This window comes from Dactylosporangium cerinum (assembly GCF_042653625.1).
GTDB classification, from domain to species: Bacteria; Actinomycetota; Actinomycetes; order Mycobacteriales; family Micromonosporaceae; genus Dactylosporangium; species Dactylosporangium cerinum.
In genome coordinates this window covers 1-26,228 of record NZ_JBHSIU010000060.1, presented here as the reverse complement: position 1 = coordinate 26,228, position 26,228 = coordinate 1, and the positions used below count along the sequence as shown (strand labels likewise).

The 26,228-nt window shown below is 73.5% G+C and carries 20 protein-coding genes, 1 pseudogene and 1 riboswitch; of the genes and pseudogenes, 8 read left to right on the top strand and 13 right to left on the bottom strand.

Annotated elements, in window-relative coordinates:
• The first annotated feature begins 12 nt into the window (after nt 1-12).
• A complete protein-coding gene (locus ACFPIJ_RS41710; RefSeq protein WP_380124112.1) occupies nt 13-1,263 on the top strand; it encodes a M48 family metalloprotease in 1,251 nt (416 codons plus the stop codon).
• 5 nt (nt 1,264-1,268) lie between these two features.
• Here the strand turns inward: ACFPIJ_RS41710 and ACFPIJ_RS41705 are convergent, their stop codons facing one another.
• The gene (locus tag ACFPIJ_RS41705) at nt 1,269-1,997 is read right to left on the bottom strand and encodes a TetR/AcrR family transcriptional regulator (protein WP_380124110.1); all 729 of its coding nucleotides are present in this window, start codon (nt 1,995-1,997) and stop codon (nt 1,269-1,271) included.
• A 142-nt stretch (nt 1,998-2,139) separates the two neighbouring features.
• Here ACFPIJ_RS41705 and ACFPIJ_RS41700 point away from each other — a divergent pair, with 142 nt between their 5' ends.
• Both ACFPIJ_RS41700 and ACFPIJ_RS41695 read left to right on the top strand, forming a co-directional pair.
• The gene (locus ACFPIJ_RS41700; RefSeq protein WP_380124108.1) at nt 2,140-4,353 is read left to right on the top strand and encodes an MMPL family transporter; all 2,214 of its coding nucleotides are present in this window, start codon (nt 2,140-2,142) and stop codon (nt 4,351-4,353) included.
• Nucleotides 4,354-4,459: 106 nt separating this feature from the next.
• Nucleotides 4,460-5,269, top strand: a complete 810-nt coding sequence (locus tag ACFPIJ_RS41695) for a hypothetical protein (RefSeq protein WP_380124106.1) — start codon at nt 4,460-4,462, stop codon at nt 5,267-5,269.
• Here ACFPIJ_RS41695 and ACFPIJ_RS41690 read toward each other — a convergent pair.
• The 3 genes from ACFPIJ_RS41690 to ACFPIJ_RS41680 all read right to left on the bottom strand — a co-directional run bounded on the left by ACFPIJ_RS41690 (nt 5,250) and on the right by ACFPIJ_RS41680 (nt 8,067).
• Nucleotides 5,250-6,311, bottom strand: coding sequence for a carbohydrate kinase family protein (locus ACFPIJ_RS41690; protein ID WP_380124104.1), 1,062 nt, complete (start codon nt 6,309-6,311; stop codon nt 5,250-5,252). The genes ACFPIJ_RS41695 and ACFPIJ_RS41690 overlap by 20 nt on opposite strands.
• The gene (locus tag ACFPIJ_RS41685; RefSeq protein WP_380124102.1) at nt 6,311-7,687 is read right to left on the bottom strand and encodes a condensation domain-containing protein; all 1,377 of its coding nucleotides are present in this window, start codon (nt 7,685-7,687) and stop codon (nt 6,311-6,313) included. The genes ACFPIJ_RS41690 and ACFPIJ_RS41685 overlap by 1 nt, the downstream gene beginning before the upstream one ends.
• 176 nt (nt 7,688-7,863) lie before the next feature.
• On the bottom strand, nt 7,864-8,067 hold the full coding sequence (locus ACFPIJ_RS41680) for a hypothetical protein (protein ID WP_380124100.1): 204 nt from the start codon (nt 8,065-8,067) through the stop codon (nt 7,864-7,866).
• 276 nt (nt 8,068-8,343) lie between these two features.
• Here ACFPIJ_RS41680 and ACFPIJ_RS41675 point away from each other — a divergent pair, with 276 nt between their 5' ends.
• Complete coding sequence (locus ACFPIJ_RS41675) at nt 8,344-9,702, top strand: serine/threonine-protein kinase (protein WP_380124097.1); 1,359 nt, start codon at nt 8,344-8,346, stop codon at nt 9,700-9,702.
• Between the two features lie 58 nt (nt 9,703-9,760).
• Entirely contained in the window at nt 9,761-11,089 is a 1,329-nt protein-coding gene (locus ACFPIJ_RS41670; RefSeq protein WP_380124095.1) for an FAD-dependent oxidoreductase, read from the top strand.
• Nucleotides 11,090-12,040: 951 nt separating this feature from the next.
• Here ACFPIJ_RS41670 and ACFPIJ_RS41665 read toward each other — a convergent pair.
• Nucleotides 12,041-13,321, bottom strand: a complete 1,281-nt coding sequence (locus tag ACFPIJ_RS41665) for a YbiU family protein (protein WP_380124093.1) — start codon at nt 13,319-13,321, stop codon at nt 12,041-12,043.
• Between the two features lie 106 nt (nt 13,322-13,427).
• Here ACFPIJ_RS41665 and ACFPIJ_RS41660 point away from each other — a divergent pair, with 106 nt between their 5' ends.
• Nucleotides 13,428-14,522: an ROK family transcriptional regulator gene (locus tag ACFPIJ_RS41660; RefSeq protein WP_380124091.1), complete on the top strand. Its 1,095-nt coding sequence runs from the start codon at nt 13,428-13,430 to the stop codon at nt 14,520-14,522.
• Between the two features lie 57 nt (nt 14,523-14,579).
• Here the strand turns inward: ACFPIJ_RS41660 and ACFPIJ_RS41655 are convergent, their stop codons facing one another.
• Nucleotides 14,580-14,996 (bottom strand): cytochrome P450 family protein, encoded by a 417-nt coding sequence (locus ACFPIJ_RS41655; RefSeq protein WP_380124089.1) that lies wholly within the window; start codon nt 14,994-14,996, stop codon nt 14,580-14,582.
• A gap of 142 nt (nt 14,997-15,138) precedes the next feature.
• A complete protein-coding gene (locus ACFPIJ_RS41650; RefSeq protein WP_380124087.1) occupies nt 15,139-15,393 on the bottom strand; it encodes a CBU_0592 family membrane protein in 255 nt (84 codons plus the stop codon).
• 15 nt (nt 15,394-15,408) lie between these two features.
• Nucleotides 15,409-15,475: riboswitch (guanidine-III (ykkC-III) riboswitch) on the bottom strand.
• Nucleotides 15,476-15,574: 99 nt separating this feature from the next.
• Between ACFPIJ_RS41650 and ACFPIJ_RS41645 the strand changes: the two genes are divergently transcribed.
• Entirely contained in the window at nt 15,575-16,816 is a 1,242-nt protein-coding gene (locus ACFPIJ_RS41645; RefSeq protein ID WP_380124085.1) for an outer membrane protein assembly factor BamB family protein, read from the top strand.
• A 78-nt stretch (nt 16,817-16,894) separates the two neighbouring features.
• The gene (locus ACFPIJ_RS41640) at nt 16,895-17,530 is read left to right on the top strand and encodes a hemerythrin domain-containing protein (protein ID WP_380124083.1); all 636 of its coding nucleotides are present in this window, start codon (nt 16,895-16,897) and stop codon (nt 17,528-17,530) included.
• On the opposite strand, the gene ACFPIJ_RS41635 is transcribed toward ACFPIJ_RS41640, so the two are convergent.
• The 6 genes and pseudogenes from ACFPIJ_RS41635 to ACFPIJ_RS41610 form a co-directional block, all read right to left on the bottom strand.
• Nucleotides 17,517-21,137, bottom strand: a complete 3,621-nt coding sequence (locus tag ACFPIJ_RS41635; RefSeq protein ID WP_380124081.1) for a BTAD domain-containing putative transcriptional regulator — start codon at nt 21,135-21,137, stop codon at nt 17,517-17,519. The two genes, ACFPIJ_RS41640 and ACFPIJ_RS41635, sit on opposite strands and share 14 nt — an antisense overlap.
• Nucleotides 21,138-21,142: 5 nt before the next feature.
• Nucleotides 21,143-22,081 (bottom strand): ribose-phosphate diphosphokinase, encoded by a 939-nt coding sequence (locus tag ACFPIJ_RS41630; RefSeq protein WP_380124079.1) that lies wholly within the window; start codon nt 22,079-22,081, stop codon nt 21,143-21,145.
• A 57-nt stretch (nt 22,082-22,138) separates the two neighbouring features.
• Nucleotides 22,139-23,389 (bottom strand): glutamate-cysteine ligase family protein, encoded by a 1,251-nt coding sequence (locus ACFPIJ_RS41625; RefSeq protein ID WP_380124077.1) that lies wholly within the window; start codon nt 23,387-23,389, stop codon nt 22,139-22,141.
• Between the two features lie 930 nt (nt 23,390-24,319).
• Nucleotides 24,320-24,589 carry a CAP domain-containing protein gene (locus ACFPIJ_RS41620; RefSeq protein WP_380124075.1) on the bottom strand — a complete coding sequence of 90 codons (270 nt, stop codon included), beginning with the start codon at nt 24,587-24,589 and terminating at the stop codon, nt 24,320-24,322.
• Nucleotides 24,590-24,969: 380 nt separating this feature from the next.
• The gene (locus ACFPIJ_RS41615; RefSeq protein ID WP_380124073.1) at nt 24,970-25,944 is read right to left on the bottom strand and encodes a hypothetical protein; all 975 of its coding nucleotides are present in this window, start codon (nt 25,942-25,944) and stop codon (nt 24,970-24,972) included.
• 10 nt (nt 25,945-25,954) lie between these two features.
• A pseudogene (locus tag ACFPIJ_RS41610) lies at nt 25,955-26,228 on the bottom strand (hypothetical protein); the annotation flags it as partial.

The window sequence follows — 26,228 nt, the reverse complement described above, 5'->3', positions numbered from 1 at the left end:
GGGGTGTCTAAGATGATCGCTGTGCGGGCGTGGGTGGCCATCGCGCTGCTCGTCGGGTTCTACGTGATGACCGTGGTGCTGCTGGCGGGGATCCTGGTCGCCGGGTTCTTCGCGGGGTGGGTGCTGCGGTGGATCGCCATCGGGGCCGCGGTGGCGCTGTTCCTCGCGGTGCTGCAGGTGTTCGCGGCGCGGCCGCCGTCGCCGACCGGGGTGCGGCTCACCGAGGCCCGGGCGCCGGAGCTGTGGCACGTCGTGCGTGGGCTCGCGGCGCTGGCCGGCACCCGCGAGCCCGACGAGATCCGGCTCGTCGCCACGCCCCGGGTCAGGGTCGTCGAGGAGGCCGGGCTGCTCGGCCTGCGCGGTGGCTGGCGGACGCTGGAGATCGGGGCGCCGCTGCTGCGGGCGCTGACCGTCACCGACCTCGCCGCGACCGCCGGCCATCAGCTGAGCCGGTTGACCCGGCGGCACTCGGGCCCGGTCGCCGTCGCGCACCGCGGCCAGGTGATCGTCAACGCGACCGCCGCCGCCGTGCGCAATCCGTTCGTGCGGGCGATGTTCCTCGCGTACGCCGGGCTGTACACCGCCGTCGTCGAACCGATCGACCGGCTGCTGGACCGCGAGGCCGACGGGACGCTCGTCGCCGTCGCCGGTCGGGAGGGTGCCGCGGAGGCGCTGCTCCGGACCGCGCTCGTCGAAGCGGCCTGGCAGCAGTACCGGCAGGAGTACGTCGACCCGCTGCGCGAGCGGGGGTACGTCGCGGCCGACATGTTCGACGGCTTCGCCGAGTTCATGGCCGTGCGCGGGGCACCGGCCCTGCCGGCGGACGCCCAGCAGCGCGTCGCGGCGATCGCGGCCGGCCCGTCCGCGACGGTCACGCCGGACATCAGGCCGGCCCTGGACCTGGTGAGCGAGGAGCGCGACGAGGTGTTGCGCCAGCTGGAGGTCGGCGCGTTCCACGAGACGGGCTTCCGCGTCCTGCCGTGGCACGAGCTGACCGCGAAGGCCGCGACGAACGCCGCCCAGCTCGACGCGAACCGGCTGCTGGAGGCGGCCGGCGGCGACGCGCGCGCGGTCCTGCGGCTGCTCGCCGACGGGCGGCTGCCGCGGGACGCGAGCACCACGAACGCGCTGCGCGGGCTGGTCGCGGTGACCTTGCTGGACGCCGGCGCGGCCACCTGGCGGCACTCGTGGACCGGACCGGCGCAGCTCGTCGACCTGGAGGGGAACCCGGTCGACCGCGACCTCGCGTCAGTGCTGGCCTGACGCGCTCAGGCGTCCTTGGGGGCGGGCAGCCCGGCGACCTCGGCGGCGAGGCGGGCGTGGCCGTCGAAGAGCGCGTCGCGGCCGGCCTCGTCGATCCAGTCGAAGTGCCCGTAGGCCTCCAGGCAGGCGAAGCCGTGCAGCGTCGACCAGGTGTGCAGCATCGCCTGGAACGTCTCCGCGGGGATCTCCGTGGCGAGGTGCTGGTTCTTCTGTTCGGCGCAGGCGGCGATCGCCGGGTGCACGTCGCGCAGCCGGGGCTGGGTGAGCACGCCGAGCTCGATGGCCTCCAGGAACAACTGCGACAGCTGTGACATCGCCCGCTGGGCGGCTTCGGTGGTCGGGCCGTCGACCGGGGCGACGTAGCCGGCCACGGGCAGGCCGAAGATGAGCGCGAACTGCTGGGGCTCCTGCCGCGCCCACTGCCGATAGGACCGGGCGATCGCGAGGAACCGCGCGCCGATGTCGGCGGCCGGGACGGCGTCGCGCGCCTCCGCCACGCAGCGGGCGAGGTCGTCGTACGCGTCGGCGATGAGCGCGCTGAGCAGCTCGTCGCGGTCGGCGAAGTAGCGGTACAGCGCCGGCGGGGTCATCTCCATGGCGCGCGCGATGTCGGCGAAGCGGATGTCGAGGGTGCCCGTCTCCCGCATGTGGGTCAGTGCGGTGAGCTTGATCTCGTCGATGGTGGCCGCCCGCGCCTTCTCACGTCGTGGTGCCGACCGCGCTGGCGTGCTCATGAAGTCCTCCAGATGACCGTTGCGTTAAGCATCGTTACAGACGTGAAGCCGCTTGACAAGTGATGTGGCGTCGTGTTTGTTAATAGTCGTAACGCTACTGATGCCCATTCACCCTTGAGCTCAAACAAGGCGGGGGAACCCCATGACCGACCAGAAACCCCAACCAGGGCCGCTCGGGCGGCTCGCCCGGGTGGCGTACCGGCGCCGCGGCCGGACGATCATCGCGTGGGTCGTCGCGCTCGTCGCGGCCGTCGCGTTGTCCATCAACTTCGGCGGCGAGTTCGCCGCCGACTACTCTGCGCCGGGCTCGGACTCCAAGCAGGCACAGCAGCTGCTCGCCGAGCGCTTCGCGGCCCAGTCCGGGGCGACCGTCACCGTCGTGGTCCGCGCCGGCGACGGCGTCGAGGGCGCGAAGAGCGACGTGCAGGCCCTGCTGGCCAAGCTCGCCACCGCGCCGCACGTCGCCGGCGTCGCCGACCCGTTCCAGAACCCCGGTGGGATCTCCGCCGACGGCCGCACCGCCGTCGCCGACCTGCGCCTGGACTACGTCAACCCCGACGACATGCCGGTCGAGGACAGCCAGCGGCTGCTCGACATCGCCGGCGAGTTCGACCGTGACGGCCTGGTGGTCGCGCTCGGCGGGCAGAGCATCCAGCGCGCCGAGCAGGGCGAGATCGGCTCCGAGGGCATCGGCCTGGCCGCCGCCATCATCATCCTGCTGCTCATGTTCGGCTCGGTGATCGCCGCCGGCCTGCCTGTCCTCGTCGCCATCGCCGGGCTCGCCGTCAGCAGCACCCTGACCGGCCTGCTGATCCGCTTCGTCGACGCGCCCGACTGGTCCACCTCCCTGGCCACGATGATGGGCATCGGCATCGGCATCGACTACGTGCTGCTGATGGTGACCCGCTTCCGCGAGTGGCGGGCCGCCGGGCTGGACCCGGAGGCCGCGACCGTCGCGACCCTGGACACCGCGGGCCGCTCCGTCATGGTCGCCGGCAGCACCGTCGTGGTCAGCATGCTCGGCCTGTTTGCGATGGGCCTGTCCTTCATGCGCGGCGCCGCCCTCGTCACCATCCTCGGCGTCGTGGTCGTCCTGGCCGCCAGCGTCACCCTCTTCCCGGCGCTGCTGGGCTACCTCGGCAAGCACGTCGACCGGCTGCGCCTCCCGCTCGGCCGCCGCGCCCCGATCACCGTCGCGGCCGGTGGCCACGTCGAGCCCGGCCGGGGCTGGCTGCGCTGGAGTGCGTTGATCCAGCGGCACCGGTACGTGTCCGCCCTGCTCGGCGTCGCCATCCTGCTCGCGCTCGCGGCACCGTTCCTCGGCGTCCGCTTCGGCTTCCCCGACGCCGGCAACAACCGCGAGGAGACCAGCACCCGGCAGGCATACGACCTCGTGGCCCAGGGCTTCGGCCCGGGCGCCAACGGGCCGCTCGTCCTCGCCGTCCAGCTGCCCCGCGCCGGCGACAACGCCGCGCTGGACAAGCTCGCCGCGACGCTGCCCGGCGTCGACGGGGTGGCGGCCGCCATGCCCGCGCAGCTCAACCAGGACGGCACCACCGCGGTCATCACCGTCCTGCCGCGCACCGGCCCGCAGGACGCCCGCACCGAGGACCTCGTCGAGCGGCTCCGCGACACGCTGCCGCAGACCCTCGCCGGCACCGGCGCCAGCGCCCACGTCGGCGGCATGACCGCCACCGCGATCGACAGCACCGAGAACATCGCCCGGCGGATCCCGCTGCTCATCGGCGGCGTGGTCCTGCTGTCCATGCTGCTGCTCCTGGTCTCCTTCCGCAGCGTCGCCGTGGCCGTCAAGGCGGCCGTGATGAACCTGCTGTCCGTCGCCGCCTCCTACGGCGTCATCGCGCTGGTCCTGCAGGGCGGCTGGGCCGGCCAGCTCATCGGCATCGACACCGAGACCCCGCTGCCGGCGTTCATCCCGGTGCTGATGTTCGCGGTGCTGTTCGGCCTCTCCATGGACTACGAGGTGTTCCTGGTCAGCCGGATGCGCGAGGTCTGGACCCGCACGAACGAAAACGGCCGCGCCGTCACCGACGGCCTGGCCGGCACCGCCCGCGTCATCACCGCCGCGGCCGCCATCATGATCGCGGTGTTCGCCGCCTTCATCCCCAGCCCCGACCTGGTCCTGAAGGTCATCGGCGTGGGCATGGCCGCGGCGATCCTGCTCGACGCGACCGTCGTGCGCCTGCTGCTGGTGCCGGCCGTCATGCACATCCTCGGCCGGGTCAACTGGTGGATGCCGCAGTGGCTGGTCCGGGTCCTGCCCGAGCTGCACGTCGAGGGCAAGGCCCACGAGCACCTGCCGGCCGAGCCGAAGGAACTGATCACCGCAAGCTGACGATCGCGAGGGTGCGGAGGTTCACGCCTCCGCACCCTCGCGTACTCAGGGCGCTGTGAGTATCGGCGCGCATCCGCATCGGGCCCCGGAACGGCAGAGTGTGCGCATGCATTCTTCGCGTCTCATGGTCCGATGGTGGGCGACGGTCGTGGTGGGCGCCGCGGCCGCGTTGTTGTTCGCCTGGCTGGGCCGGGTGGCGGGGGTCTCCCTGCAGACCCTGGTGACGATCGGCGCCGGCCTGGCCGCGCTGATGTGGACGATCGTGCTCGTCACCTGGCCGTGGAACCTGTACTTCGACGCGCGGCAGGTCACCGCCGAGAACGCGGTCTCCCGCGAGCGTGGCATCGCCGTGCCGGACTCGCGGGACGAGGAGGCCCGGCGGATCGCGCGGTGGATGCTGCGGTTCGCGATCGGCGGGCACCTCGGCACCGCCGCCGTCACCGCCGTGTTCGCCTTCGTGTCCGGCGAGCTGACCGGGTACTACCTCGCCGGCTTCTACCTGCTCTCCACGCTGGTGCGGCCCGCGGTCGCCTACTTCGGGCACCTGCGCGACCGGATCACCTCGCTGCGCCGGGACAGCACCCATCCGCGCGACGACGTCGTGACCCTGACCGCGACCGTGACCTCGCTGACCGAGGCCGTCGAGAAGGTCCAGCGGGAGCTCGACGAGGCGCGCACGGCCGCCGTGGACGACCTGGCGAACCTGCGCCGGCAGGCGACGACCGACCTGACCCGCCTGGAGGACGCACAGGCGGTCGACCGGGCCGCCGCCCGCGACCGCGACGAGGCGCTGAAGGCCCGCATCGAGCAGATGGCCCGCCGGATCGAGGGCACCCTCGACGGGATCAGCGACCACCAGGAGCTGCTGACCGGCATCCGGGCCCTGGTCCGGATGATCAGGACCGATCCGGCGTAGCCCGCTCGTGCCAGGCGGCCAGCACGGCCGGGAAGTCCGAGTGGCCGCCGTCGGCGAGATGCTGCAGCTTGTGCCGGGCCAGCGCCATGCCGAGGCGGACCCCGTCGTGCAGGTGGGTGCCTTCGGCGACCGCGGCGAGGACGCCGGCGGCGTAGACGTCGCCGGCGCCGGTCGCGTCCAGCACCAGGTCCGCGGTGAGGAACTGCTGCGGGTGGAACCGGGCTCGCAGCAGCGGACCGGAGCGGGTGAACGTGGTGACCCCGGCCGGGCGTTTGACGTGCACGAACCGGCCGGGCCGGCCGACCCGCAGGATGCGGTCCGCGGCCCAGGTGTCGTCGCCGGTCGTGCCGAGCGCCTGCAGCTCCCGCTCGTTGAGCAGCACGTGGTCGGCCATGGCGGCGAGCGCCGCGACCGGGGCGGATCGGCTCGCCGCCCACACGTGCCCCGGGTCGAACGACAGCACCGTCTCGGGGCTGCGGTCCCGGACCGCGGCGAGCACGTCGGCGAGGACCGCCGGGGTCCGCGCGTCCAGGAACGACGTCACGTGCACGATCCTCGCCGCCGACAGGTACGCCACGACCTCGTCGAACCGCGACTCCAGGTGCTCGGCCATCCGGTCGTTCGCGCCCGGATGGACCAGCAGCGTCCGCTCGCCGTCCTCGACCAGCGACAGGCAGACGCCGCTGAGCTCGCCAGCCGAGACCCGCAGGTGCTCGGTGTCGACGCCGAGGCGGTGCAGCCGCTCCAGGATCGGGGCGCCCGGCACCGGCAGCCGCCCCGCCACGCCGACGTAGCCGAGCCGCAGCCCGGCGCCGGTGTGCGCCAGGGCGGCGACCGTGTTGTACGCAGACCCGCCGACCGCGACCCGGACCGCGGCGGCGTGGACCGTCCGCATCGCCGCGTCCACCGTCGCCGCGCCGACCCGGCACTCGGCGCCCCAGTCGACGGCGCCGCGCAGCAGGTTGCGCGCGGCAGCCGAGACCGGGGCGATCGAGTCGAAGTTGAGCGCCCCGACGCCCACGACGTCGAACCGGAAGTCCATCACCCGATCGGTGCCGCCGAGCGGGCCCCGACGCGGGTCGGTGCGGCGGGGTCGAAGGCCGCCTCCACCGCGACCCGCTCCATCTCCAGCGCGAGGGCCACGATGTCGGCCGGGGCGAGCCGGTGCGTGTCGGCGCAGATCGTCACGTCCACCGCGTCGGGCGCGGCGTCGACGCTGATGTTGAGCGCGGCGTCCAGCACCTCGACCTTCCGGTTCCACCAGCTCGTCGAGCGCGGCAGCGCGTCCGCCAGCTGCCGCCGCGTGGGCAGCTCACCGTCCTCCGCCGCGCCGTCGCGGGACCGCCGGTCGTTCACGATGATCGAGAAGTCCACGTCACCCCGGTCGGCGCGCACCCGCTCCAGCAGCGCGGTCAGCGCCACGGGGTCGAAGTGCCCGTGCATGTACGCGTTCGTCGCCGCGGTCCACGCCCGCCCCACCACCTCGTCGAAGGTCGTGTCGACGACGTCGACGGCGCAGATGCTCAACTGGGCCAGCTGGCTGACCGAGTCGGCGCAGCCCGGCCGGAACCGGTTGCTCACCACCAGCTGCGCCACGCTCGGGCTGCGTCCGGTCAGCCGGGCCAGGCCGACCGCGTAGGCGGCGAGGACCACATAGCCCACGCCGGCGCCGGTGCGGTGCGCGATCAGCCGCATCGCCAGCTGCATCGCCGGCGAGCGGTGCGTGATCTCCCAGTACCGCGGCGTCTGCGGATCACCGGACCAGCCGAAACGCTCCGCCGGGATCGTGCGCAGCAGGTGCTCCCAGTGCCGCAGCGACTTCTCGCTCTGCCGCCGTCCCGACGAGGTGTTCTGCTTCGCGGTCAGCTCGAGCGGGGTCAGGCCCGGCACCGGCGCGGTCGTCGTCCCGGTCGCGGGGTCCAGCTCGGCCATGTCCCGCACGATCGCGTCGATGCCGAACCCGTCGACGGCCACGTGGCAGTACAGCACCACGACGTGGGTGACCTCGCCGCCGTGCCGTACCACACCCATCCGCACCGGCCACTCGGTCTCGTAGGCGAACGGTTCGGCCTCGTATCGGCGCCGCACCTCCTCGGCGGCGGCTACGGGATCGTCATCCGTGTCGACGACCTCGAGGGTCAGCTCGCCCACCTCGGACACGACCTGCCGGGTGACGCCGCCGGGCTCGAACCGCAGCCTGGTCCGCAGCGCCTGGTGGCGGCCCACCAGATACCGCAGCAACGTTTCCATGTCAGACACCGACGTGCCGGCCGGCATCGGCACGGTCCCGCCGATGTTCATGCTGAGCCCGGTGTCGCGCATCGTCTGCCAGATTCCGAGCTGCGCCCAGGTCAGCTCGGCGACCCCGGCACCTGTTCCGCGGAACGGCACGAGGATGCGACTTGTGGTACTGCCCATCGCTATTCCCTTCTGAGACCGCCCATGGAAATTGTGGGCGCGCATCCGAAGATGTCAATGGGCCTTCCAGTGAATGGTCGACGCCCGCCATTCACCCTTTTCCGTCATAGACGGTGTGCGATCTACCCAGCTCTGGCGAAAAGGAGTGGAACGCACACCGTCGCTATGGAACCGGGTCAGGGGGCGATGGAGGCGCGGCGGGCGGCGCGGGAGCGGCGGACGCCGACGACGCCGATCACGATCAGCAGGACGCCGAACACGCCGATGCCGGCCACGATCATCGTCAGATCACGCAGCGTGAGGTCGGACAGGAGATCAGAGGTGCCCGCCGGGGCCGCAGAGGCGGCCGAGGGGAACGCCGTCAACACCACGAGTGCCACCGCCGGCACGATAACCCACCGCATACGTCGCAACATGGCGGCAAGTCTGCCAGCTACCCGCCCGAGGCGTTGCCCGGGCGGTGCGAGCTTCGGCCGGCCCGCGGCCACCTGGGCCGGCCGTCTCGCGTCCGGTGAGCTTGTGCGATCGCATGCTTCGCTTCCGGTAGCACCAGTCTCGGCGACCGGTGCGCCGGACGGGAGCGAACCGCCGCGACACCACCCGATCGATGGAAGGCCCGTGCCGGACCTCATCCATCGATGGTGCAGGATGTCCCGATGGGTGAGCTGCTGCTTGGGGGACGCTACCGCCTCGAGGAGCTGCTCGGCTCGGGCGGTATGTCGGTCGTGTGGCGGGCCCGCGACGAGGTGCTCGACCGCCCGGTCGCGGTCAAGGTGCTGCACCTGCGCGACGCCGCGGCCCGTGACCGGATCCGGGGCGAGGCCCGCGCCGCGGCCGCGCTGTCGCACCCCAGCCTGGCCCAGGTGCACGACTTCGGCGACGACGGCTTCCCGTTCCTGGTGATGGAGCTGGTCGCGGGCCGGACCCTCCAGCAGCACCTCGACGACGACCCGCTGCCCCCGCGGGAGGTCCTCCGGGTCTGCGCCGCGGTCGCCGCCGGTCTCGCCGCGGCGCACGCGGCCGGGCTGGTGCACCAGGACGTCAAACCGGCCAACATCATGGTCACCGAGACCGGCGCGAAGCTCGTCGACTTCGGCCTCGCCGCCCCCGCCGGCCCGCAGCCGATCGAGGACGTCCTCGGCACGCCCGCGTACCTGGCCCCGGAGCGCCTGTCCGGGGACGTCGCGCCCCCGTCGGACGTCTACGCCCTCGGTGTCCTGCTGTACCTCCTCCTCGCCGGCACCCTGCCCTGGCCGGCGGACACGACGACCCAGCTGATCCGCAACCACGTCTTCACGCCGCCGGTGCCGCTGCCCCCGCTGCCGGGCGTGCCCGACGAGGTCGCCCAGCTGTGCATCGCATGCCTGGACAAGGCTCCGGACGCGCGCCCTTCCGCCGAGGCCGCCGCCGGTGTACTGGCAGCCGCTGCCACGTTCGACCCGCCGCTCGGGCCCGACGGCCACCCTCCCGGCCCACCGCCCGATCCGCACTGGTTCCGCTTTCGTGGGTACGCCCTCGCCGCCCTCGTCCTGCTCATCGCCGCGGTGTTGCCGTGGCTGCTCGCCGGCCTGGACCGCGCCGACCGGGAGGCGGGCGCCGCCGGTGCGACAACGGCCGGGTCTTCCGGGCCTTCTGGGCCTTCTGGGCCTTCTGGGCCTTCCGGGCCTTCCGGGTCGGTCGGGTCCACGCCGGGCGTCCCGCTGTCCAGCGCCGCGCCAGGAGCGCAGCCTCGCAGTGGCGGCCCGTCCACCACGCCGCCGGCCGGCCCGCCGACTCCTGGCGGCCCGGTCGCGTTCACCACCGAGGCCGGCACCGTGCAGGCCGCGTGCGCCGGCGGCGGTCAGGTCAGGATTGTCACGTCGGTGGCGGGCAAGCCGTACCGGACGGAATCCCAGCAGACCGGTCCCGCCTCGATCGCCTACGTCGAGTTCCGGCACGGCAACGACCTCGTCCGAATGGACTTCACCTGCCCCTCCAGCGCCCCAGTCATGAATGTGACACGCGGCCCCCGATGATTCGCCCTCCGTGTACTTCTACCTATGAATCGTCGTGAATCAATGGTCGTCTGGGTGGATGACAAGCCATTCCACGCACGCGGTGGTCCTCGGCGCCAGCATCGCCGGGCTCCTCGCCGCCCGCGCGTTGAGCGACACCTTCGACACCGTGACCGTCCTTGACCGTGACGACCTCACCGGCTCCGGCGTCCGCAAGGGCGTCCCGCAGGGCCGGCACGCACACATGCTGTTCGCCAAGGGACGCGAGGTCCTCGAGGACCTGTTCCCCGGGCTCACCGACGAACTCGTCGCCGCCGGCGCCCTCACCGTCGACATTCACGCCGGGTTCGCCTGGCACAACGGCCCGACCCCGATGGCCCGCGCCGCCTCCGACCTGATCGTCCTGGCCGCCAGCCGACCCGCGCTGGAGGACTACGTCCGGTCGCGGGTCGGCAAGCTGCCCAACGTGGAGATCCGCGGCGGGCTCGAGGCGACGGGCCTGCTGCACGACGGCGGCACGGTCACCGGCGCCCGGGTCGTCACCGCCGGCGCCGGCCCCGGCGGCGGCGCCGAGGACCTGCCCGCGGACCTGGTCGTCGACGCGACCGGCCGCGGCAACCGGGGCACCACCTGGCTCGCCGAGCTCGGCTACGTGCCGCCGGAGCAGGACAGCGTCATGGCCGGCGTCGTCTACGCCACCCGCGAATACGAGCGGACCCCCCTCGCCAGCGGCATGCTCGGCGTCCTGACCGGCGTGACGCCGCGGTACCCGTTCGGCGCGGCCCTGCTGCCCATGGAGGGCGACCGCTGGATCCTCACGCTCGCCGGACTCGGCGACGACCTGCCACCGACCGACGAGGAGGGCTTCGCCGCCTACGCGACCCGCCTGCCCATCGCCGACCTCGCCGAGGTCGTGCACCGCTCCCGGCCGCTCACCCCACCGCGGCCGTTCCGCGTCCCGGCGAGCGTCCGCCGGCGCTACGAGCGGCTCACCCACCACCCGGAGGGCTTCCTCGCGTTCGGCGACGCCATCTGCGCCTTCAACCCGATCTACGGCCAGGGCATGACCGTCGCCGCCCTGGAGGCCCTGGAACTGCGCGCGGCCCTCACAGGCGGTCTCACCGGCCTCCCGAAGCGCTTCTACGCCAAGGCGTCCACCGTCATCGACACGCCGTGGGACATGGCCGTGGGCGGCGACCTCGCGTTTGCGTCGGTGCCGGGGGAGCGGACCGCGAAGGTGCGGTTCTTCAACTGGTACATCGCGAAACTGCTCCACGCCGCGGAGACCTCGCCGGAGGTCGCGATCGCCTTCCACCGCACGGTGAACCTGACCGCCCCGCCGCAGAGCCTGTTCGCCCCCGCGATCCTGCGCCGGGTGTTCTTCCCACCCCGCGCCGTCAATCCGTGAAAGGTTCTGTCAAGCGGCCGGTGACGGTTGGGGACCGCGACCACCAAGGAACCGATCCCGCGACAAGTCGAACGATCTCCGGGTCAGGTGACCGGGGATCCTTCGGCTTGTGGGAATCCGGCAACCGCGCGGAAGACCAATCCACGACCTCGATCACGGCCCGGCAGGCCAACGTCACTCTACGGCCACCCACGCGACTGCCCGGACGGCTCCCCGGCCCATCTCCCGGCCGGCCCACGCCTCCGATCATGGTGGCCGTGATCGGAGTCGTTCCGGTGTTTGTGGCAGTTCGAACTGCTGCGTGGTGTTGATCTGTGCTGACAGCTCACCTGCGTCGAGCTTGCGTCGGGGTGGGCGTGGGTTCGCGGCTCGCCCGTGCCCCTGACCCTGACCCGCGCCGCGCTGGCTGAACGGAGGCCTGGCTTGGCGTGGACTTGGGCTGCGCCGGCGATTCGTCCGCGCCGGGCTGGCGTTGAGTGAGTTAGCGGCTCGTCGTCCTGGACCTGCTCGTGCTGTGCTCGACTGACGCCGAAGGGGCGGGGTGGGGTGGCGGCATGACCGCGCCCCAACCGGTCTGTCCCGCGGCTGAGCCGGGGAGGCTCGCGGGCGCCAACTGGCCTGCGGGCGCCGGTCCTCCACGCGGCGCGGGCCAGGCCACCTGCCAGCGCCCACGAGCCGGTGGGTGCCTGCGAGCTAATCGGCGCTTGCAGGCCAGCGGGTGCCCGCGAGCCAGCGGGCTCGCGGTGGGTCAGGCCTCGTTGGCCAGGCCGCGGCGGCCGGTCTTCCACGCGGCGCGGGCCAGGCCACCTGCCAGCGCCTGCGAGCCGGTGGGTGCCTGCAAGCTAGTCGGCGCTTGCAGGCCAGTGGGTGCCCGCGAGCCGGTGGGTGCCCGCGAGCTAGTAGGCGCTTGCAGGCCAGCGGGCGCCCGCGAGCCAGCGGGCTCGCGGTGGGTCAGGCCTCGATGGCCAGGCCGCGGCGGCCGGTCGCGTTGAGCTGCTCGACCGTGGTCCTGCCCGCCCAGGTCCGCTCGTAGTGCTCCTCCGGGAAGTCTGCCGGGCTGGACCCCGTCAGGAACGCCGAGCGCACCGATCCGCTATACGCCTCGTTGCGCGGGCACCACGGTGCCGCGGGGATGTACATGACGTTGCCCCAGCCCTGTTGGTCGCGGACCGGTGCCACCGAGTGGATCATGTCGCAGTGCCACCAGACGGAGTCGCCGGCGCGCACGTCGGGGATGCCGCTCAGGGCCCGCAGCAGCAGGCCGTGACGGCGCTCGTCGTCGGCGGGGAACGCCCGGTTGACCGTGACGCCGCACATGTCGTCCTCGGCGACGTCGTCCAGGAGCGGGCGCAGCATCAGATACGCCATCGCGCCCGGGATCGGCACCGTGTGCAGCACGCCCTGGTCGTGGTCCATGTCCGACAGCGCTGTCCAGCCCTGGAAGGTGCGGAACGCGGAGCACATCGTCGAGCCCGGATACTGCGGGCCGACGGTGCGGTAGGCGGCGTCCCAGGGGTCGTACTGCTCGACGCTGCCGTCGAACAGGTGCCGGAACGCCTGCTGATACGCCTGCGTCATCCACAGGTCGAGCGTGCCGGGGTCCAGGTGCGCGCCCAGCCCGCCCGAGGTCGCGCCCGGCGGGCGGCGCCGGATGCGGTCGGGATACATCGCGTCGCGCTCCGGGTCGAACCACTGGACGCCCTCCGACTCGTGCTTCCACAGCCGGTTGAGGAAGGTCTGCACGGCCGCCATCCGGTCGCTCTGCCGGGCCTGCACCTGCGGCTGCGACCAGTAGATCGGGTAGATCTCGGGCTTGGAACTCACGCTGCTGAAGAAGTCGTCGGCAGGGCCGCGGTAGTGCTCGAAGAAGGCGTTGCGCTCGACATACGAGACGATCTCGCGGTCCCAGCCGAGCGCCTGCTCGCGGTCGAAGTGGCCACGCACGACGAGGCATCCGCGGCGGCGCAGCAGCGCCAGATCGGCGGCGGACACGGTGCCAGCGGCGATGTCGGCGTAGTCGATGACCGGCCAGACCGCCTCGCCGCGCTTGCGGGCCGTCTCGATCGCCTGGACCTCGGCCTCGATGCCCCGTTCGACGACGGCGAAGGCCTCCTCGACGGTGCGGCCCGACGCCGCGATCCGGGCCCGGATCGCCGCCTTGACCTCGCGGGTCGCGGCGCCCAGATCGGCAGGCATGGTCTCCCAGTGCGGCAGTGCGGTCTGGACCGGCATGGCCTCGCGCTCCTTCTCGTCAAGAAAGCTTCTAGTCAGGACTCCTTACTAGAAGACGATACGGCGGGTCGCTGATTTGGGCAAGAGTCCTGACTAGAGTTGGCGCGTGACGCCGGTCAAACCCTCGCTGGAGCTGCTGCGCTCCCTGTCCGACGAGCACGTCCTGCGGGCCCTGATGCGCTCCGGCCGGCTGACCAGGGCGGAGCTCGCCGTCCAGGCGGGGATCTCCAAGCCCACCGTGTCGGAGAGCATGCGCCGGCTCACCGAGGCGGGGCTCGTCGTGGACACCGGCGACCGCACCACCGGGCGTGGCCGGATCGGCACGTACTACGGCCTCGCCCCGTCCGCGGGCACCGCGCTCGCCATCAGCATCGCCTCCGCCGGCGTGGTCGCGGAGCGCCTCGACGCGCACGGCACCGTCCTGACCCGGACCACCCGGCCGCTGACCCGACCGGCCCGGCCGGAGCTCGTGGCCGCCGCGCTGACCGCCGCGGTCGAGGCCGTCCGGTCCGCGGTCGGTCCGGCGCGGGTGGCCACGGTCAGCGCCGCCGACCCCGTGGACCGGGTCACCGGGCGGCTCGTGCACCTGCCGGACGCCCCGTTCCTCGTCGGCGAGCTGGACCCGGTCGACCTGCTCGCGGCGTACGTCACCGGTCCCGTCACCGTCGACAACGACGTCAACTGGGCTGCCCGCGCCGAACGCGACCAGGGCGCCGCCGGCGACGACTTCGCCTACGTGTACCTCGGCGAGGGCCTCGGCTGCGCGGTCGTCAGCGCCGGAGAGGTCCTGCGCGGACACGCCGGCCTCGCGGGCGAGATCGCCCACCTGATCACCACCGGCCCCGGCGGTCGCGCGATGCCGTTCACGGAGGTGTTCGCCGCGCTGCACCTGCGGCAGCCGTCCTCGACCGCGATCGACGTCCCGGCGTTGCGCGCCGCCGGTGCGGACGTCCTCGCCGTGATCGGCACGGCGGTCGCGGGCGTGCTGGCCGCGACGGTCGCCCTCGCCGACCCGGCCCACATCGTGCTCGGCGGTCCGTGGGGGAGCGAGGTGACCGGCGCGGTGGGGGCCGCGTTCGCCCACCTCCCGCGGCACGTCCCGGTCCGCCCCGCCGCGGTCGCCGACGAGGCCTCCCTCGCCGGCGTCCGCGCCCACGCCCTGCGGTCCCTGCGCGACGCCATCGTCGCCGCCCGGACCTGACCGGCCTGCCTCGGTCGCCGCGCTTCTTCCAGGTCAGGTACGCCAGTGTGAGCGAGCTCAGCGTCCCGGCACGCTCGCCCTCCGAGTGGAGGCCGAAGTCCCGGACGGTGAGGTGGCCGAACCGCCCCTGGCTGGTCCGAAGGCATCGTTGACCTGGACACGCCTTCGTTTTTTGTCCAAATCCCGGAGATCGGGGTCGCGCGCTGCCCGGCACGGAAGGTGCCGACGACCCGTCGCGGCCAGGGCCGACACCAGCTCCGCGGCGATCCTCGCGACGACGGGCCGGAACGCCTCGACCCGCCGGGTCGTGAACGCCCCGCTGACGAGGCGCCGGACCCGGGCGTGGTCGTCGCCGTCGGTGTTGAGCAGGAAACCGTGCATGGTGTCGACCAGCAGGCCCTCGGTGATGCCCTGCAGGGCGAGGAAGTCCGCGCCCGGGGTGCGCAGCTCGCGCAGTTGCAGCAGTTGCTGCACCTCGGCGTGGCGCAGGACGGCGGTGCCGATCGCCGTCTGCGCGTGCCAGCTCAGGTCCCGCAGCCGGGCGAGCTCGGCGTGCGGGTCAGTGCGGAACGCCGCACTGTACAGGTCGAGCGACGTTATTCATCGACGGTAATGCTCACCGGTCGCGGGGCGGCACGGGCTTCACCCGAACGGGACGGGCGGTCAGCAGGGAGCGCAGGGACACGACCGCCCACACCGCCTCCAGCAGCAGGAAGCCCCAGTTGTGCCCGATCGCGGCCTCAATGGCCAGGACGGTGGAACCGGCGAGGTTGAGCGAGATGTACCAGAGCGATGCGGACGTCAGCCTGCCCAGCTGGACCAGCACGAAGGGGACCAGCACACACAACGAACCGAGGACCTGGACGAACATGGCGCACTCCCGGACACCACGTCGTCTTGTCGGGCCGGGTACGACGTGACTCGTCCGGGACGGCGCCAGTGCGCACCGCCACGCCTCGACTATGGCACGCAGCCCAGGTCAACGGCCACACGGGCGGGTGAGGTGCGGCGGTTCTCACCACCCTGCAACCTCACCCTGCTTCGCTGATCCCATGATCAGCAGGATGGCGGCGGTCGTCGCCGCGTGTGTCAGCGGCACGCTGCTCGCCGGCGGAGCGAGCCCCGCGGCGGCCGCGACCCCGGGCAACTGGCCGCAGCACGGTGGCGGCGCCGCCAACGACAACTACCAGCCGGACGCCGGCGGGCTCGACGTGCGCCGGCAGGTCTGGCAGCGGCAGGCGGGCGGCGACGACACCGTCGGCGGCGCGGCCGTCGCCGGCGGCAAGCTCACGGTCGCATACGGCAAGGGCGCCCTGCGCCGCGTCGACGTGCGCACCGGCGCGGTCACCGTCGTCGGGAAGCTCGCCGGCCGGCGCCCGCAGCAGCTCGCCGACGTCGACGGCGCCCTGTACCTGCGCAGCCTAGACGCCGACGGCACCCGCAGCCGGCTGGCCTCGTACGACCGCGCGGGCACCCGCCGCTGGGAGGTGACGCTGCCCGCCGACGACGCGATCCTGCCGTTCACCGTCGCGGCGGGCCTCGTCCTGGTCACCAGCGGCCCGAAGTGCCGTGAACTGTGCACCGGCTACCACCTGCGCGCGTACCGCACGCGCAACGGCACCCTCGCCTGGTCCGGCGCGGTCGACGGCGACGCGGGCGGCGCTCCGGCCGTGGTCGGCGACACCGTCGTGCAGGGCGCCTACGGCCCGGTCCGCGGCACCGGCGACGGCAGCGGCGGGGCCAACCTGCTGTTCGCGTTCAACGTCCGCACCGGCGTGCGCCAGTGGACCCGCATCCGGCCGGGCTTCTCCGTGGCCGGCGACCGCGGTTCGCTGCTCGTCTCCGGCTTCGGCCCCGACGCGCTCTGCTCGCTCAACCCGGCCACCGGTGGCGCCCGCTGGTGCCAGGGCACCCCCGCCGCCGACGAGTGGGTCGACGGCCTGTCCGCCGGCGGCGGCGCCGTGTTCGGCTACGGTCTCACCGGCACCGTGCGCCGCTACCATCCGGCCAGCGGGGCCACGGCGTGGTCGACCCCGCTCGCGCTGCCCGGCCACGAGTACAACGCCCTGCACGCGGCGCTCGTCAGCGGCGGTGGGTTCGTCTACGCGGCAGTGCACCACGGCAACTTCACCCCGGAGTCGGAGTTCACCGAGATCGTCGTGCTGCGGGCCGCCGACGGCCACGTGGTGCGCCGGTTGCGGCTGGCCGGGTACGACGACACCGCCGCCGAACTCATGCTCGCCTCCGGCCGCCTCCTGCTGATCGGCGACCACACCATCCGCGCATTTGGATAGGACAACCAGTCTTTAAGTAGCGACCAAGTGGGAGGCGGTGTCCTCAGGGCAGAACCACTGACCTGAGGAGAACGAACCATGCCGAACCTTGTCGGGATCACCGTCAACCACCGGTCCATGCGCGGCGACGCGCACCGGTTCGCCGCGCTGCTGCGCGACATCGCCGGCGGTGCCACACCGAACCCGCCGGAGCGGGCCAGGGCGATCGCCGGATACCTGGAGACGCTCTGCGACGGGATCCACCACCACCATCAGGCCGAGGACGACGTCCTGTGGCCGGTGCTGGCGGCCAGCGCCGGCGCGGAGATCGACCTGCGGGAGCTCACCGACGACCACCGCCAGCTCGACCCGCTGCTCGACGCGATCCGCCGCGACGCCCGGACCCTCGCCGCCGCACCGCAGGACCGGGCCGCCGCGCAGCGGCTCGCGGACGTGCTCGGCACGCTGCGGGACCTGCTCGACGAGCACATCGACGACGAGGAGCGCACCGTGTTCCCGGTGATCCAGCGGTACGTCTCCGACGCCGACTGGGCGAAGGTCGAGGCGGCCGTGCGCAAGGGCGGCAAGCTGGGCTTCGAGCTGCCCCGCATCGAGCGCTACGCCACGCCGGCCGAGCTCGCCGAGCTCAAGCGGATGGCAGGCCCGGTGCTGAAGGTGCTGCTCGCCGTGACCCGCCGCGGGTTCGCCCGGCGGGAGGCGGTCATCTTCCCCTGAGCCACGGGACGGCACCGGCGGCGGCCGCGAGCGCCTGCCCGGCCGCCCGGTGCGACCGGGCGGCCACCGGGTCGTCGAGCGCGTCGGCGAGGTCGGCGAGGACCAGGTCGACCGGTGGGCCGGCCAGGGAGCCACTGGCCAGTCCGACGAACTGACCGGCCCACGGCAGCAGCACGGCGTACAACTCGCGACAATGCGACTCGCTGCGCAGGGCGGCGGCGTTGAGGGCGCGCAGCCCGGTCCACGCGAGCCAGTAGTAGTCCTCGCGGACCGCGACGGCGTCCGGCGACCACAGCGCCCTGGCCTCCTCGATCTGCCCGCCGTCCAGCAGGGCCCGCACCAGGTAGTCGTTGAGCGCGTCGGGCAGCCGCTCGTACACCGGCTGCAGCATCGGCATCAACGTGTTCGTGGTGCCGGCGGCGAGGTGCACGAAGAAGACCCCGGCCACACCGACGAGCGCGGCGTTCGGCTGGCCGGTGCGGGCAATGCGGGCCGTGAGGTCGGCGTAGAGCCGTTCGGCGGTGCCGAGATCCCCGGCGAACACCGCCCGCACCGCGGCGAACAGCGCCAGCACCGACAGGGCGACGCCGAGCTGCCCGGCGGTCGCGTGCCGGACCGCCCGGTCCACGTGCTCCTGGGCGGCGGCGAGGTCGTTGCGTTCGAGGGCGACCTGGAACAGCACGTGGTGCGCCTGCGCCTGGAACTGCACGAGACCCGCCGCCGTCGCCACCTCCAGCAGCTGCGCGCCGACGGCCGGCAGCTCGTGCCGGCGGGCCGGGTTGAGCACGGCGAAGTAGCGGGCGTTCAGGGCGTGGCAGCGCAGCAGCGGGTCGTCCCCGGCGAGGGCGAGGGCCTCGGCGCTGGCCGCGTCGCAGCGGGCCAGGTCGTCGCCCTCCAGCTCGTACACCAGCGCCACCAGCAGGCGGCAGCGGTCCGATTTGTCCGCTGTGGCCAGGGCCGCCTCGAGCGAGGCGACGAGCGCGACGTCCACGGCCCGGTCCGCCCGGATCGTCCAGGCGACCGGCGCGTCATACGCGGTCAGCGCCTCGACGGTGGTCCCGGACGACAGCGCCTCGGCCCGGGCGGAACGGGCGGCGAGCACGTCCCCGGCGTTGGCGAGCGCCGACGTCAGCCCGCACAGCAGGTCGTGCCGCAGCGCCGGCGGCAGCGGCCCGGCGTCGAGCGCGCCGCGGAACAGGGTCGCCGCCTCGCGGTGCGCGTACAGGGCCGCGGCCTGCCGGGCCGCCGCGGCGGCGTACCCGGCCGCCCGGGTCGCGGTCGCCGGGGTGGCGGCGGCGAGGGCGTGGTGGCCGAGGGCGGCGACGTCCGGGGACCCGGCCTCCTCCAGCGCGGCGAGCACCCGGGCGTGCAGGCGGCGCCGGCGCAGCAGGGGCATGTCGTCGTACAGCACGTCGCGCAGCAGCGCGTGGGTGAACCGCACCTGGCCCGCCGCCGGCTCCTCGAGCAGCCCGGACACGACCCCGGCCTCCAGCGCGTCGAGCACCGCGTCCTCACTGGACCCGTCGGCGGCGACGAGCAGGTCGATGTCGACGTCGCGGCCGAGGACGGCGGCGTGGCGCAGCACCGTCTGCGCGGTCGCGGGCAGCCGGGTCAGCCGCCGCCGCAGCACGTGCCCGATCCCGGACGGGATGGCCCGCACGGCGCTGTCGGCGCCCTCGGCGGACACGAGCCGGGCGGTCTCGGTGAGGAACAGCGGGTTGCCGCCGGTCCGCTCGACGACCACGTCGACGGCGTCACCGGGCACGCCGAGGCTGCGCAGCAGCGCCCGCCCGGCGTCCGGGTCGAGCCCGCCGAGGTCGACGTCGACGGCGCGGTGCCCGGCGAGGGCGGCCCGGACCGGGTCGAGGTGCGGCCGTGACTCGCCGGGCCGGTGCGTGGCGAGCACCAGCAGCGGCCGGTCCGTGAACGCGACCGCCACGTGCCGCAGCACCTGCAGCGTCTCCCCGTCGGCGCGGTGCACGTCGTCGAGCACGACGAGCAGCGGCCCGAACCCGGCGAGGTGCTCGCCGACCGCCTGCGCGAGGGCGAACTGCCCACCCGCCGGTGCGTCCCGGGTGCCGGGGCTCAGCAGCTGCGCGAGCCGGACGTCGGCGTCGTGCGGCAGGTCCCGCAGCACCTCGCGCCAGGCCCACGCCGGCGGTGCCCCGTCCACCTCCGGGCACCGTCCCCACGCGACCCGCCAGCCGAGCCGGGCCGCGAACATCCGCACCAGCGTCGTCTTCCCCGCGCCGGCCTCCCCACCGACCCAGACGACCCGCAACCCGCCCCGCACCACTTCGCCGGCCACCCGGCCGAGGATCCCGAGCTCCCGTTCGCGTCCGAAGGTCCTTGCGTTGGCATTTGTTCCGGGGGTACCACGAAGCCCCTCCGAGTGGTCGTCTCCAGATACGGGGCGGGACTGGTGAAGGGCCGCAGGTGCCTCCCGCCATGGCCGGTCCGGTGCGTCGGCCCGCGAGCCACGCCCGCCCGCCAGGCCCGCGTCGCCGTCGGTCCGATGCGTCACGTCTCCGTGTGCCTGGCCTGCGTCGCTGTCGGTCCCATGCATCACGTCTCTGTGCGTCGCGTCTGCGTGCGTCCGGCCCGCGTCGCCGTCGGTCCGATGCGTGACGCCTCCGTGCACCTGGGCCGCGTCGCCGTCGGTCCGATGCGTGACGTCTCCGTGCACCTGAGCCGAGTCACCACCAGTCCGATGCGTCGCGTCTGCGTGCGTCCGGCCCGCGTCGCCGTCGGCCCCGTGCGTTGCGTCTGCGGGCGCCTGGCCCGCGCCGCCACCCGTCCCGTGCACGACTTCCCCGGGCCGCCGTCCCGCGTCGAGGTGCGGTGCCTGCGCCAGGACATCCACCTCCAGGGCCCGCAGACCCGGCCCGGGGTCCACGCCGAGCTCATGCGCCAGCCGCTCCCGCGCCCCCCGCAGCACCGCGAGGGCGTCCCCCTGCCGCCCGGCCGCGTACAACGCCGAGGCCAGCAGATGCACCGCCTCCTCACGCAGCGGATGCGCAAGGACATGCCGCTCCAGGGCCGGCACCACCAGCGCGGCCCGGCCGAGGCGCACCGCGACCCGCCCGCCCGCCTCGACGCACACCAGCCGCAGCTCCTCCAGCCGCCCCGCCTCCGGCACCGCCCATGACTCGTCGGCGAACTCCGCGTACGCCGGCCCGGCCCACACCGCGAGCGCCTCCCGCAGCAGCCCGTCGGCCCGGTCCGGGTCCCGCTCCGCGAGCGCGCTGCCGTCGCGCAGCAGCGCCTCGAACCGCCACGCGTCCACGTCCGCAATCGGCAGGTGCAGGGCATATCCGGGCGCTGCGGTCACGAGCACGGTCGCCGGGGTGCGGGGTGCACGGCCGGGCTCCAGGGCGCGGCGCAGGTTCGACACGTACACCTGCAGCGCCGCCAGGGCCTTCGGCGGTGGCACCCCCTGCCACAGATCATCGATGAACCGGTCGGTCGGCACGACGTGACCGCCCGCGACGACGAGCCGGGCCAGGACCGCCCGCTGCCGCGGCCCGCCGAGGTCCACCGGCCGGCCGTCGATCCCGGCCCGCAACGGCCCGAGGACCCCGACGTCCGGCGGGCCGGCTGGCGTCACCAATGTCAGTGGAACAGCGAGCTGACCGACTCGCCGTTGTGGATGCGGCGCATCGCCTCCGCCATCGCCGGCGCGATGGACAGCAGGCGAAGCTTCGGGACCCATTTCTCCTTCGGGATCGGCACGCTGTTGGTGCAGACGATCTCGAGCACGTCCGGCTGGGCCGCGAGCCGGTCCAGGGCGCCGTCGGTGAACAGCCCGTGCGTGCACGCGACCCTGATGCTGGCCACGTTGCGCTCGCGGAGCCGGTCGATGAGCTCGATGACGGTGCTGCCCCGGGCGATCTCGTCGTCCAGGACGATGACGTCCTTGCCCTCGATGTCACCGATGACGGCGCTGATCACCACCCGGTCGTCGCTGAACCGCTGCTTGGCGCCGGCGGCCACCGGTACCCCCAACATCCGGGCAAATGCGGAGGCCGCCTTCGCGTTGCCGAGGTCGGGGGAGACGACCACGCTGTTGGCGAGGTCCAGGCCACGGAAGTGCGTGGCGAGCTCCCGCAGCGCGTGCAGGTGGTCGACGGGCACGCTGAAGAACCCGTGCACCTGCGGCGAGTGCAGGGTCAGCGTCAGCACCCGCGACGCACCGGCGGAGCTGAGCAGGTCCGCGACGAGCCGGCCGCCGATGGAGATGCGCGGCTCGTCCTTCTTGTCCGAGCGGGCGTAGGCGTAGTGCGACATCACGACGGTCGTGCGGGCCGCCGACGCGCCGCGGGCCGCGTCGAGCATCAGCAGCAGCTCGACGAGGTGCTCCTGGACCGGCGGCACGAGCGGCTGGATGAGGAACACGTCCCGCTCGCGGCAGTTGGCCTGCAGCTGCACCTCGAGGCAGTCGTTGGCGAAGCGGTCGACCCGCACGGGCAGCAGCGGCACCTCCAACTGGGTGCAGATCTCCTCCGCCAGCTCCGGGTGTGCGCTACCACTGAACACGGCGATGTCCCGCACAGGCTCTGCTCCTTGGTGTGGTCGTCATGGTGTTGATACCACACGATCAAGGTCACACTAGCCTGCCCCGACCCGCACCTTCCGGCGCTGCACGCGGCGGTCCTCGGCTGGGCAGGAGCCGCGGGCGACGTACCGCTCGGTGAACTCCGCGACCGCGTCCCGGACGGCGAGGGGGGCACCCTGCCGTTGCAGGACTTCACCCGCGGCGGTGAAACAGGCGAGGGCCGCGGCGCCGAGCGCCGGGTCGGCGAGGCCTTCACGGGCGGCGCCGACCCAGTCGCGGTGCCGGCGCAGCGGGGAGCGCAGCGGCTCGGTCGCCGCGGCCGCGGCCTCGGCGCCCTGCGGGTCGTCGAGCAGGGCGGTGACGACCGCGACGGGGACGGTCCAGCCGTCGCCGGGCTGCTGGTCGATCATCCGCAGCTCCAGGTAGCCGCGCGGGCGCACGGGCGGGACGAGGGTGCCGAGGTGCCGCTCCAGGTCCTCCAGGGTGGCCGGGCGGGGGCCGTGGCCGCGCAGCCAGGCCCGCATCGTCAGCCCGGCCGGCACGTGCCAGCGGCCGGGGCCGGCGACCATGGCGACCTTCGCGGCCAGGGCGTAGCGGGACCACGCGGCGCGGGGGTCGTCGTCGCGGCGCGGCGCCCTGGTGCGGCTGGCGTCGGTGCCGAAGCGCAGCCCCTGCCGGTGCGACACCCAGCGCCGCCCGGACTTGGAGCGGTGCGGCGAGTTGGCGAACGCGGCCATCATCACCGGGCCGATCGCGTCGGCGAGCCACCAGCGCCGCTTGTATCCGCCCCAGTCGTCCTCGTCGTCGCTGCCCGCGTCGAGGCACACCTGGATCGAGGCGGAGTTGCACATGACGTCGAGCCCCTTCGGCCCCGACCGGTCGTGGTACTCGGCGAGCGCCACGTACCGCGGGTGGTCGGTCACGAGCAGCGGCGCGCGGACGTCGTCGAGGCCGGTGCCGTCCAGGATCAGGCCGTGGCCGGCCAGGACGCCCCGCACGAGGGCGAGGTCGCGGGTGAGGGCGGCGACGCAGTCGGCCATCGACGCGCCGACCGCCGAGGACAGCTCCAGCTGACCGCCGGGCTCGATGGTGACGCCGCTGCCGCCGGGCAGCGGGTTGCCGAGGTGGGCGAGCAGATCGAGCAGGTGGTCCGGCTCGGGCCGGTGCATCGGTTTGCTCAGGTCCCGCACGCAGTACTCCAGCTCGACCCCGACCCGACCGACCGGACCGACCCGGAACCCGGCGGCGGCCACGTACGCGGCGGCGGTGGCCTCGGTGAGGATGGCGGAAGTCGTGTCGTTCACGGCGGGCCTCCCGGAAGAAGGGTGCGAGCTACCCAGGTGGTGATGCAGGTGACGTTGTGACGCTCGAGGCGCCGGATGCCGTTGTACGAACCGTGGGCGGACGCGGCACAGCCCGGCGGGTGGATGCGGTGCGGGAATGCTGGAAAGTGACGGCGGCTCGTAGCGTTGTGCGACGGGACGTTGCGTTGTGCGACGGGACGTGCGGGTGGGGCAGGGTGCTGCGGCGGGCCGCCGGGTTGCGGGTCCGGCGGGGTGCATTCCATTAGGCGGTCCGGCGCCCGTTCTGTCCAGCCCAGCCGGGCAACAGGTGGTGAACCCTGGCTGTGAACTGGCTGAATCCCGCAAGATCTGCGGAGGCCCCCCTTCTCGCGTACAGATCTTGCGGACCGCACCAAATTTGACGTCCCGCTTAAACAAGATCGAATGTTATGGTTTTCTCGCCGCTTTCCACCGACGATTCCATCGACGTTTGGAGGAAAGAGCGATCATGCCTATTCCGGCCAGGAACGTCGGCGCGCTGCCCGCCCGAAGCGGCTGCCGGAAATGATCGCGGAATGCGACGCGGGCGAGATCGAATTCGACGCGTTGCACGCCGGGGGACGTCGCATGCCGCGATTCGATCGCCGCGTGGCGGCCGGTGGAGAGTCCGACGGGAGCGGCGCTCACCGTTTGGCATCGACCGTGGGCCGGAGCGTGGCGCGGGACATCGCGTTCCGGAAGATCCGGGCGCGGGACATCGCGTTCAGGAAGATCTGGCCGCGAGTGGAGGGGGCGCGGCGCCGGCGTCGGCGGTTCTGGTCCTGGGTATTGACGCGGTAGTTGGCGTCGTTCGGCGTCGTTTGATGTCGTTTGACATCGTGCCTGACGAGTTCCCGCGGGCGGTCGTCGGTGCCTGCGGGAACGCTCGTCCTGCGCTTCAGCGTGGCTGGTTCAGCGGGGGCTGGCGAAATCCTGGGTCCAGTACGGCACGCCCCGGCCGTTGTACGCCACCGCGACCCCGACGTTGCGGAACCGGCAGTTCAGGATGTTGGCCCGATGGCCGGGGCTGCGCATCCAGTCGCCCATGACCTCGTTCGCGCTGCGCTGCCCCCAGGCGATGTTCTCGCCGTAGGACGACCATCGGTAGCCGACCGAGTTCACCCGCGAGCCGGGCGAGCCCCCACCCGGAGACCCGTGGGAGAAGTAGCCCCGGCCCGCCATGTCCCTCGAGTGCAGCCACGGCGTAGCTCAGCCGCGGGCTCAGTGTGACCGGGCCGCAGCCCGCCCGGGCGCGAGCGCTGTTGGTCAGGGCGACCACGCCGCGGACCGAGTTGTAGTCGGTCGCGAACGCGGGAACGGCCTGGACCGCAGCACCGGCCGCGACGGCGGCCGCCACCACGGCGACGGCGACACCCTTTCGGATTCCCATCTCACCTCCACGAAGTAGGGCAGATGAGCCGAAACTAGAGGACCGCCCTGACAGTGTTGCCAATCTGACAAAACTCGCATTTTCGGGCCGTTCGTGCGCTACGACACGCTCGGCGCGGGCGCTGACCGGCCGTTGGAGTCACCCGAACGGGTGACCTCTTTGGGTTGTGCACTCATGCGTCGGCGGGCCCGTCCACCGCGGTCCGGACCCGGTCGGCCGGGACCCGGACGGCCTCGATCAGCGGCAACATGCCGGCAACCGCGGCCGGGTCACCGGCGACGAACGCGTCGTGGCCCGTCCAGTCCTCGTGCCCGGCGGTGAACCGGTCACGGATCACGACGGTGCCTTCTGGGGCGAGGTCCGCCAGGCGGTACAGGTCCCGTTCGACCGCGGCCGGCCAGAACACCGTCACCGCCCGCCGGTCCCCGGCCGCCCGCAACGCACCCAGCAGCGCCCGCACCGGCGCCACCGCGTCCCGCGCCGCGACCACGAGCAGCGGCCTGGTCGAGCCGGGGTCCGCCGCCGGCACCCCGACGGCCGGCCGCAACAGCAGCACGTCGCCGACCCCGGTCCGCTCGACCAGCTCCGCCCCGGCCGGGTCCGCCCGGTGCGGGACGATGTGCAGCTCCACCACGTTGTCCGCGACCGGGACGTTGCCGACCCAACAGTGCCGCCACCGCCCCGGCAGCCGGCCCGACGCGACCACCGCGAGCTGCCCCGGCAGGCACGGATACGGCAGGTACGTCCGCACCGCCACCACCGCCGCATCCGCCCGCCGCCGCTCATGCCGGACGACCGTGGCACTCCAGGACGCCGGCTCGTGGGCCCCGGCCGCGGCCCCGTCCGCCATCCACCGCGACACCAGCCGCCCCGTGGTCGCCCACGCCTCCTCCTGGTCGCGGCGCACGACCACGCCGGGCGGGTTCGCCCGCAGCATGTCCACGAACAGCACCGCCAGGTTCTCCAGCCGCTGCGGCGCCACCCCGAGCTGCGCCACCACCGGCCCGAGCTCCGCACACCGCGCCGCCAGCACCTGCGGCTGGTCGACGTGCGCCACCAGCCACCCGAGCGCGTCCCGCAGCACCTCCCGCTGCGCCCCCGGCTCACCCGGCAACAACGCCCGCAACTCCTCCACCGGTGCCCCCATCCGCCCCTGCTCACCACCCCTGCCCGCCACCGACACACCCCCCACCGCCGACGTCGGGAACGGCCCCACATCCCCCGCCGTGGTCCCAGGCAGCAGCGGCGGCGCCGCCCCGGGCAATGGAGGTGGCGTCGCCCCGGGCAGCTGCGGTGGCGACAGTGTCGGCCCAGGTGGTGGCCCCGCCCCGGACGGCGGCGGCGGCGACCGGGCCGCGCCGGGCCGCGGCCCAGCGCCGGGCGGCGGCGGGGGACCGGCCGGTGGCGGCGGCGGTGGCCCGGGCGGTGGCG

Coding starts and splice junctions, on each gene's coding strand:
- ACFPIJ_RS41690 (WP_380124104.1), bottom strand. CDS start 6,311: ATGGACTTCCGGTTCGACGTCGTGGGCGTCGGGGCGCTCAACTTCGAC.
- ACFPIJ_RS41705 (WP_380124110.1), bottom strand. CDS start 1,997: ATGAGCACGCCAGCGCGGTCGGCACCACGACGTGAGAAGGCGCGGGCG.
- ACFPIJ_RS41695 (WP_380124106.1), top strand. CDS start 4,460: ATGCATTCTTCGCGTCTCATGGTCCGATGGTGGGCGACGGTCGTGGTG.
- ACFPIJ_RS41700 (WP_380124108.1), top strand. CDS start 2,140: ATGACCGACCAGAAACCCCAACCAGGGCCGCTCGGGCGGCTCGCCCGG.
- ACFPIJ_RS41640 (WP_380124083.1), top strand. CDS start 16,895: ATGCCGAACCTTGTCGGGATCACCGTCAACCACCGGTCCATGCGCGGC.
- ACFPIJ_RS41710 (WP_380124112.1), top strand. CDS start 13: ATGATCGCTGTGCGGGCGTGGGTGGCCATCGCGCTGCTCGTCGGGTTC.
- ACFPIJ_RS41650 (WP_380124087.1), bottom strand. CDS start 15,393: ATGTTCGTCCAGGTCCTCGGTTCGTTGTGTGTGCTGGTCCCCTTCGTG.
- ACFPIJ_RS41645 (WP_380124085.1), top strand. CDS start 15,575: ATGATCAGCAGGATGGCGGCGGTCGTCGCCGCGTGTGTCAGCGGCACG.
- ACFPIJ_RS41620 (WP_380124075.1), bottom strand. CDS start 24,589: ATGGCGGGCCGGGGCTACTTCTCCCACGGGTCTCCGGGTGGGGGCTCG.
- ACFPIJ_RS41615 (WP_380124073.1), bottom strand. CDS start 25,944: ATGGGGGCACCGGTGGAGGAGTTGCGGGCGTTGTTGCCGGGTGAGCCG.
- ACFPIJ_RS41665 (WP_380124093.1), bottom strand. CDS start 13,321: ATGCCGGTCCAGACCGCACTGCCGCACTGGGAGACCATGCCTGCCGAT.
- ACFPIJ_RS41675 (WP_380124097.1), top strand. CDS start 8,344: ATGGGTGAGCTGCTGCTTGGGGGACGCTACCGCCTCGAGGAGCTGCTC.
- ACFPIJ_RS41685 (WP_380124102.1), bottom strand. CDS start 7,687: ATGGGCAGTACCACAAGTCGCATCCTCGTGCCGTTCCGCGGAACAGGT.
- ACFPIJ_RS41670 (WP_380124095.1), top strand. CDS start 9,761: ATGACAAGCCATTCCACGCACGCGGTGGTCCTCGGCGCCAGCATCGCC.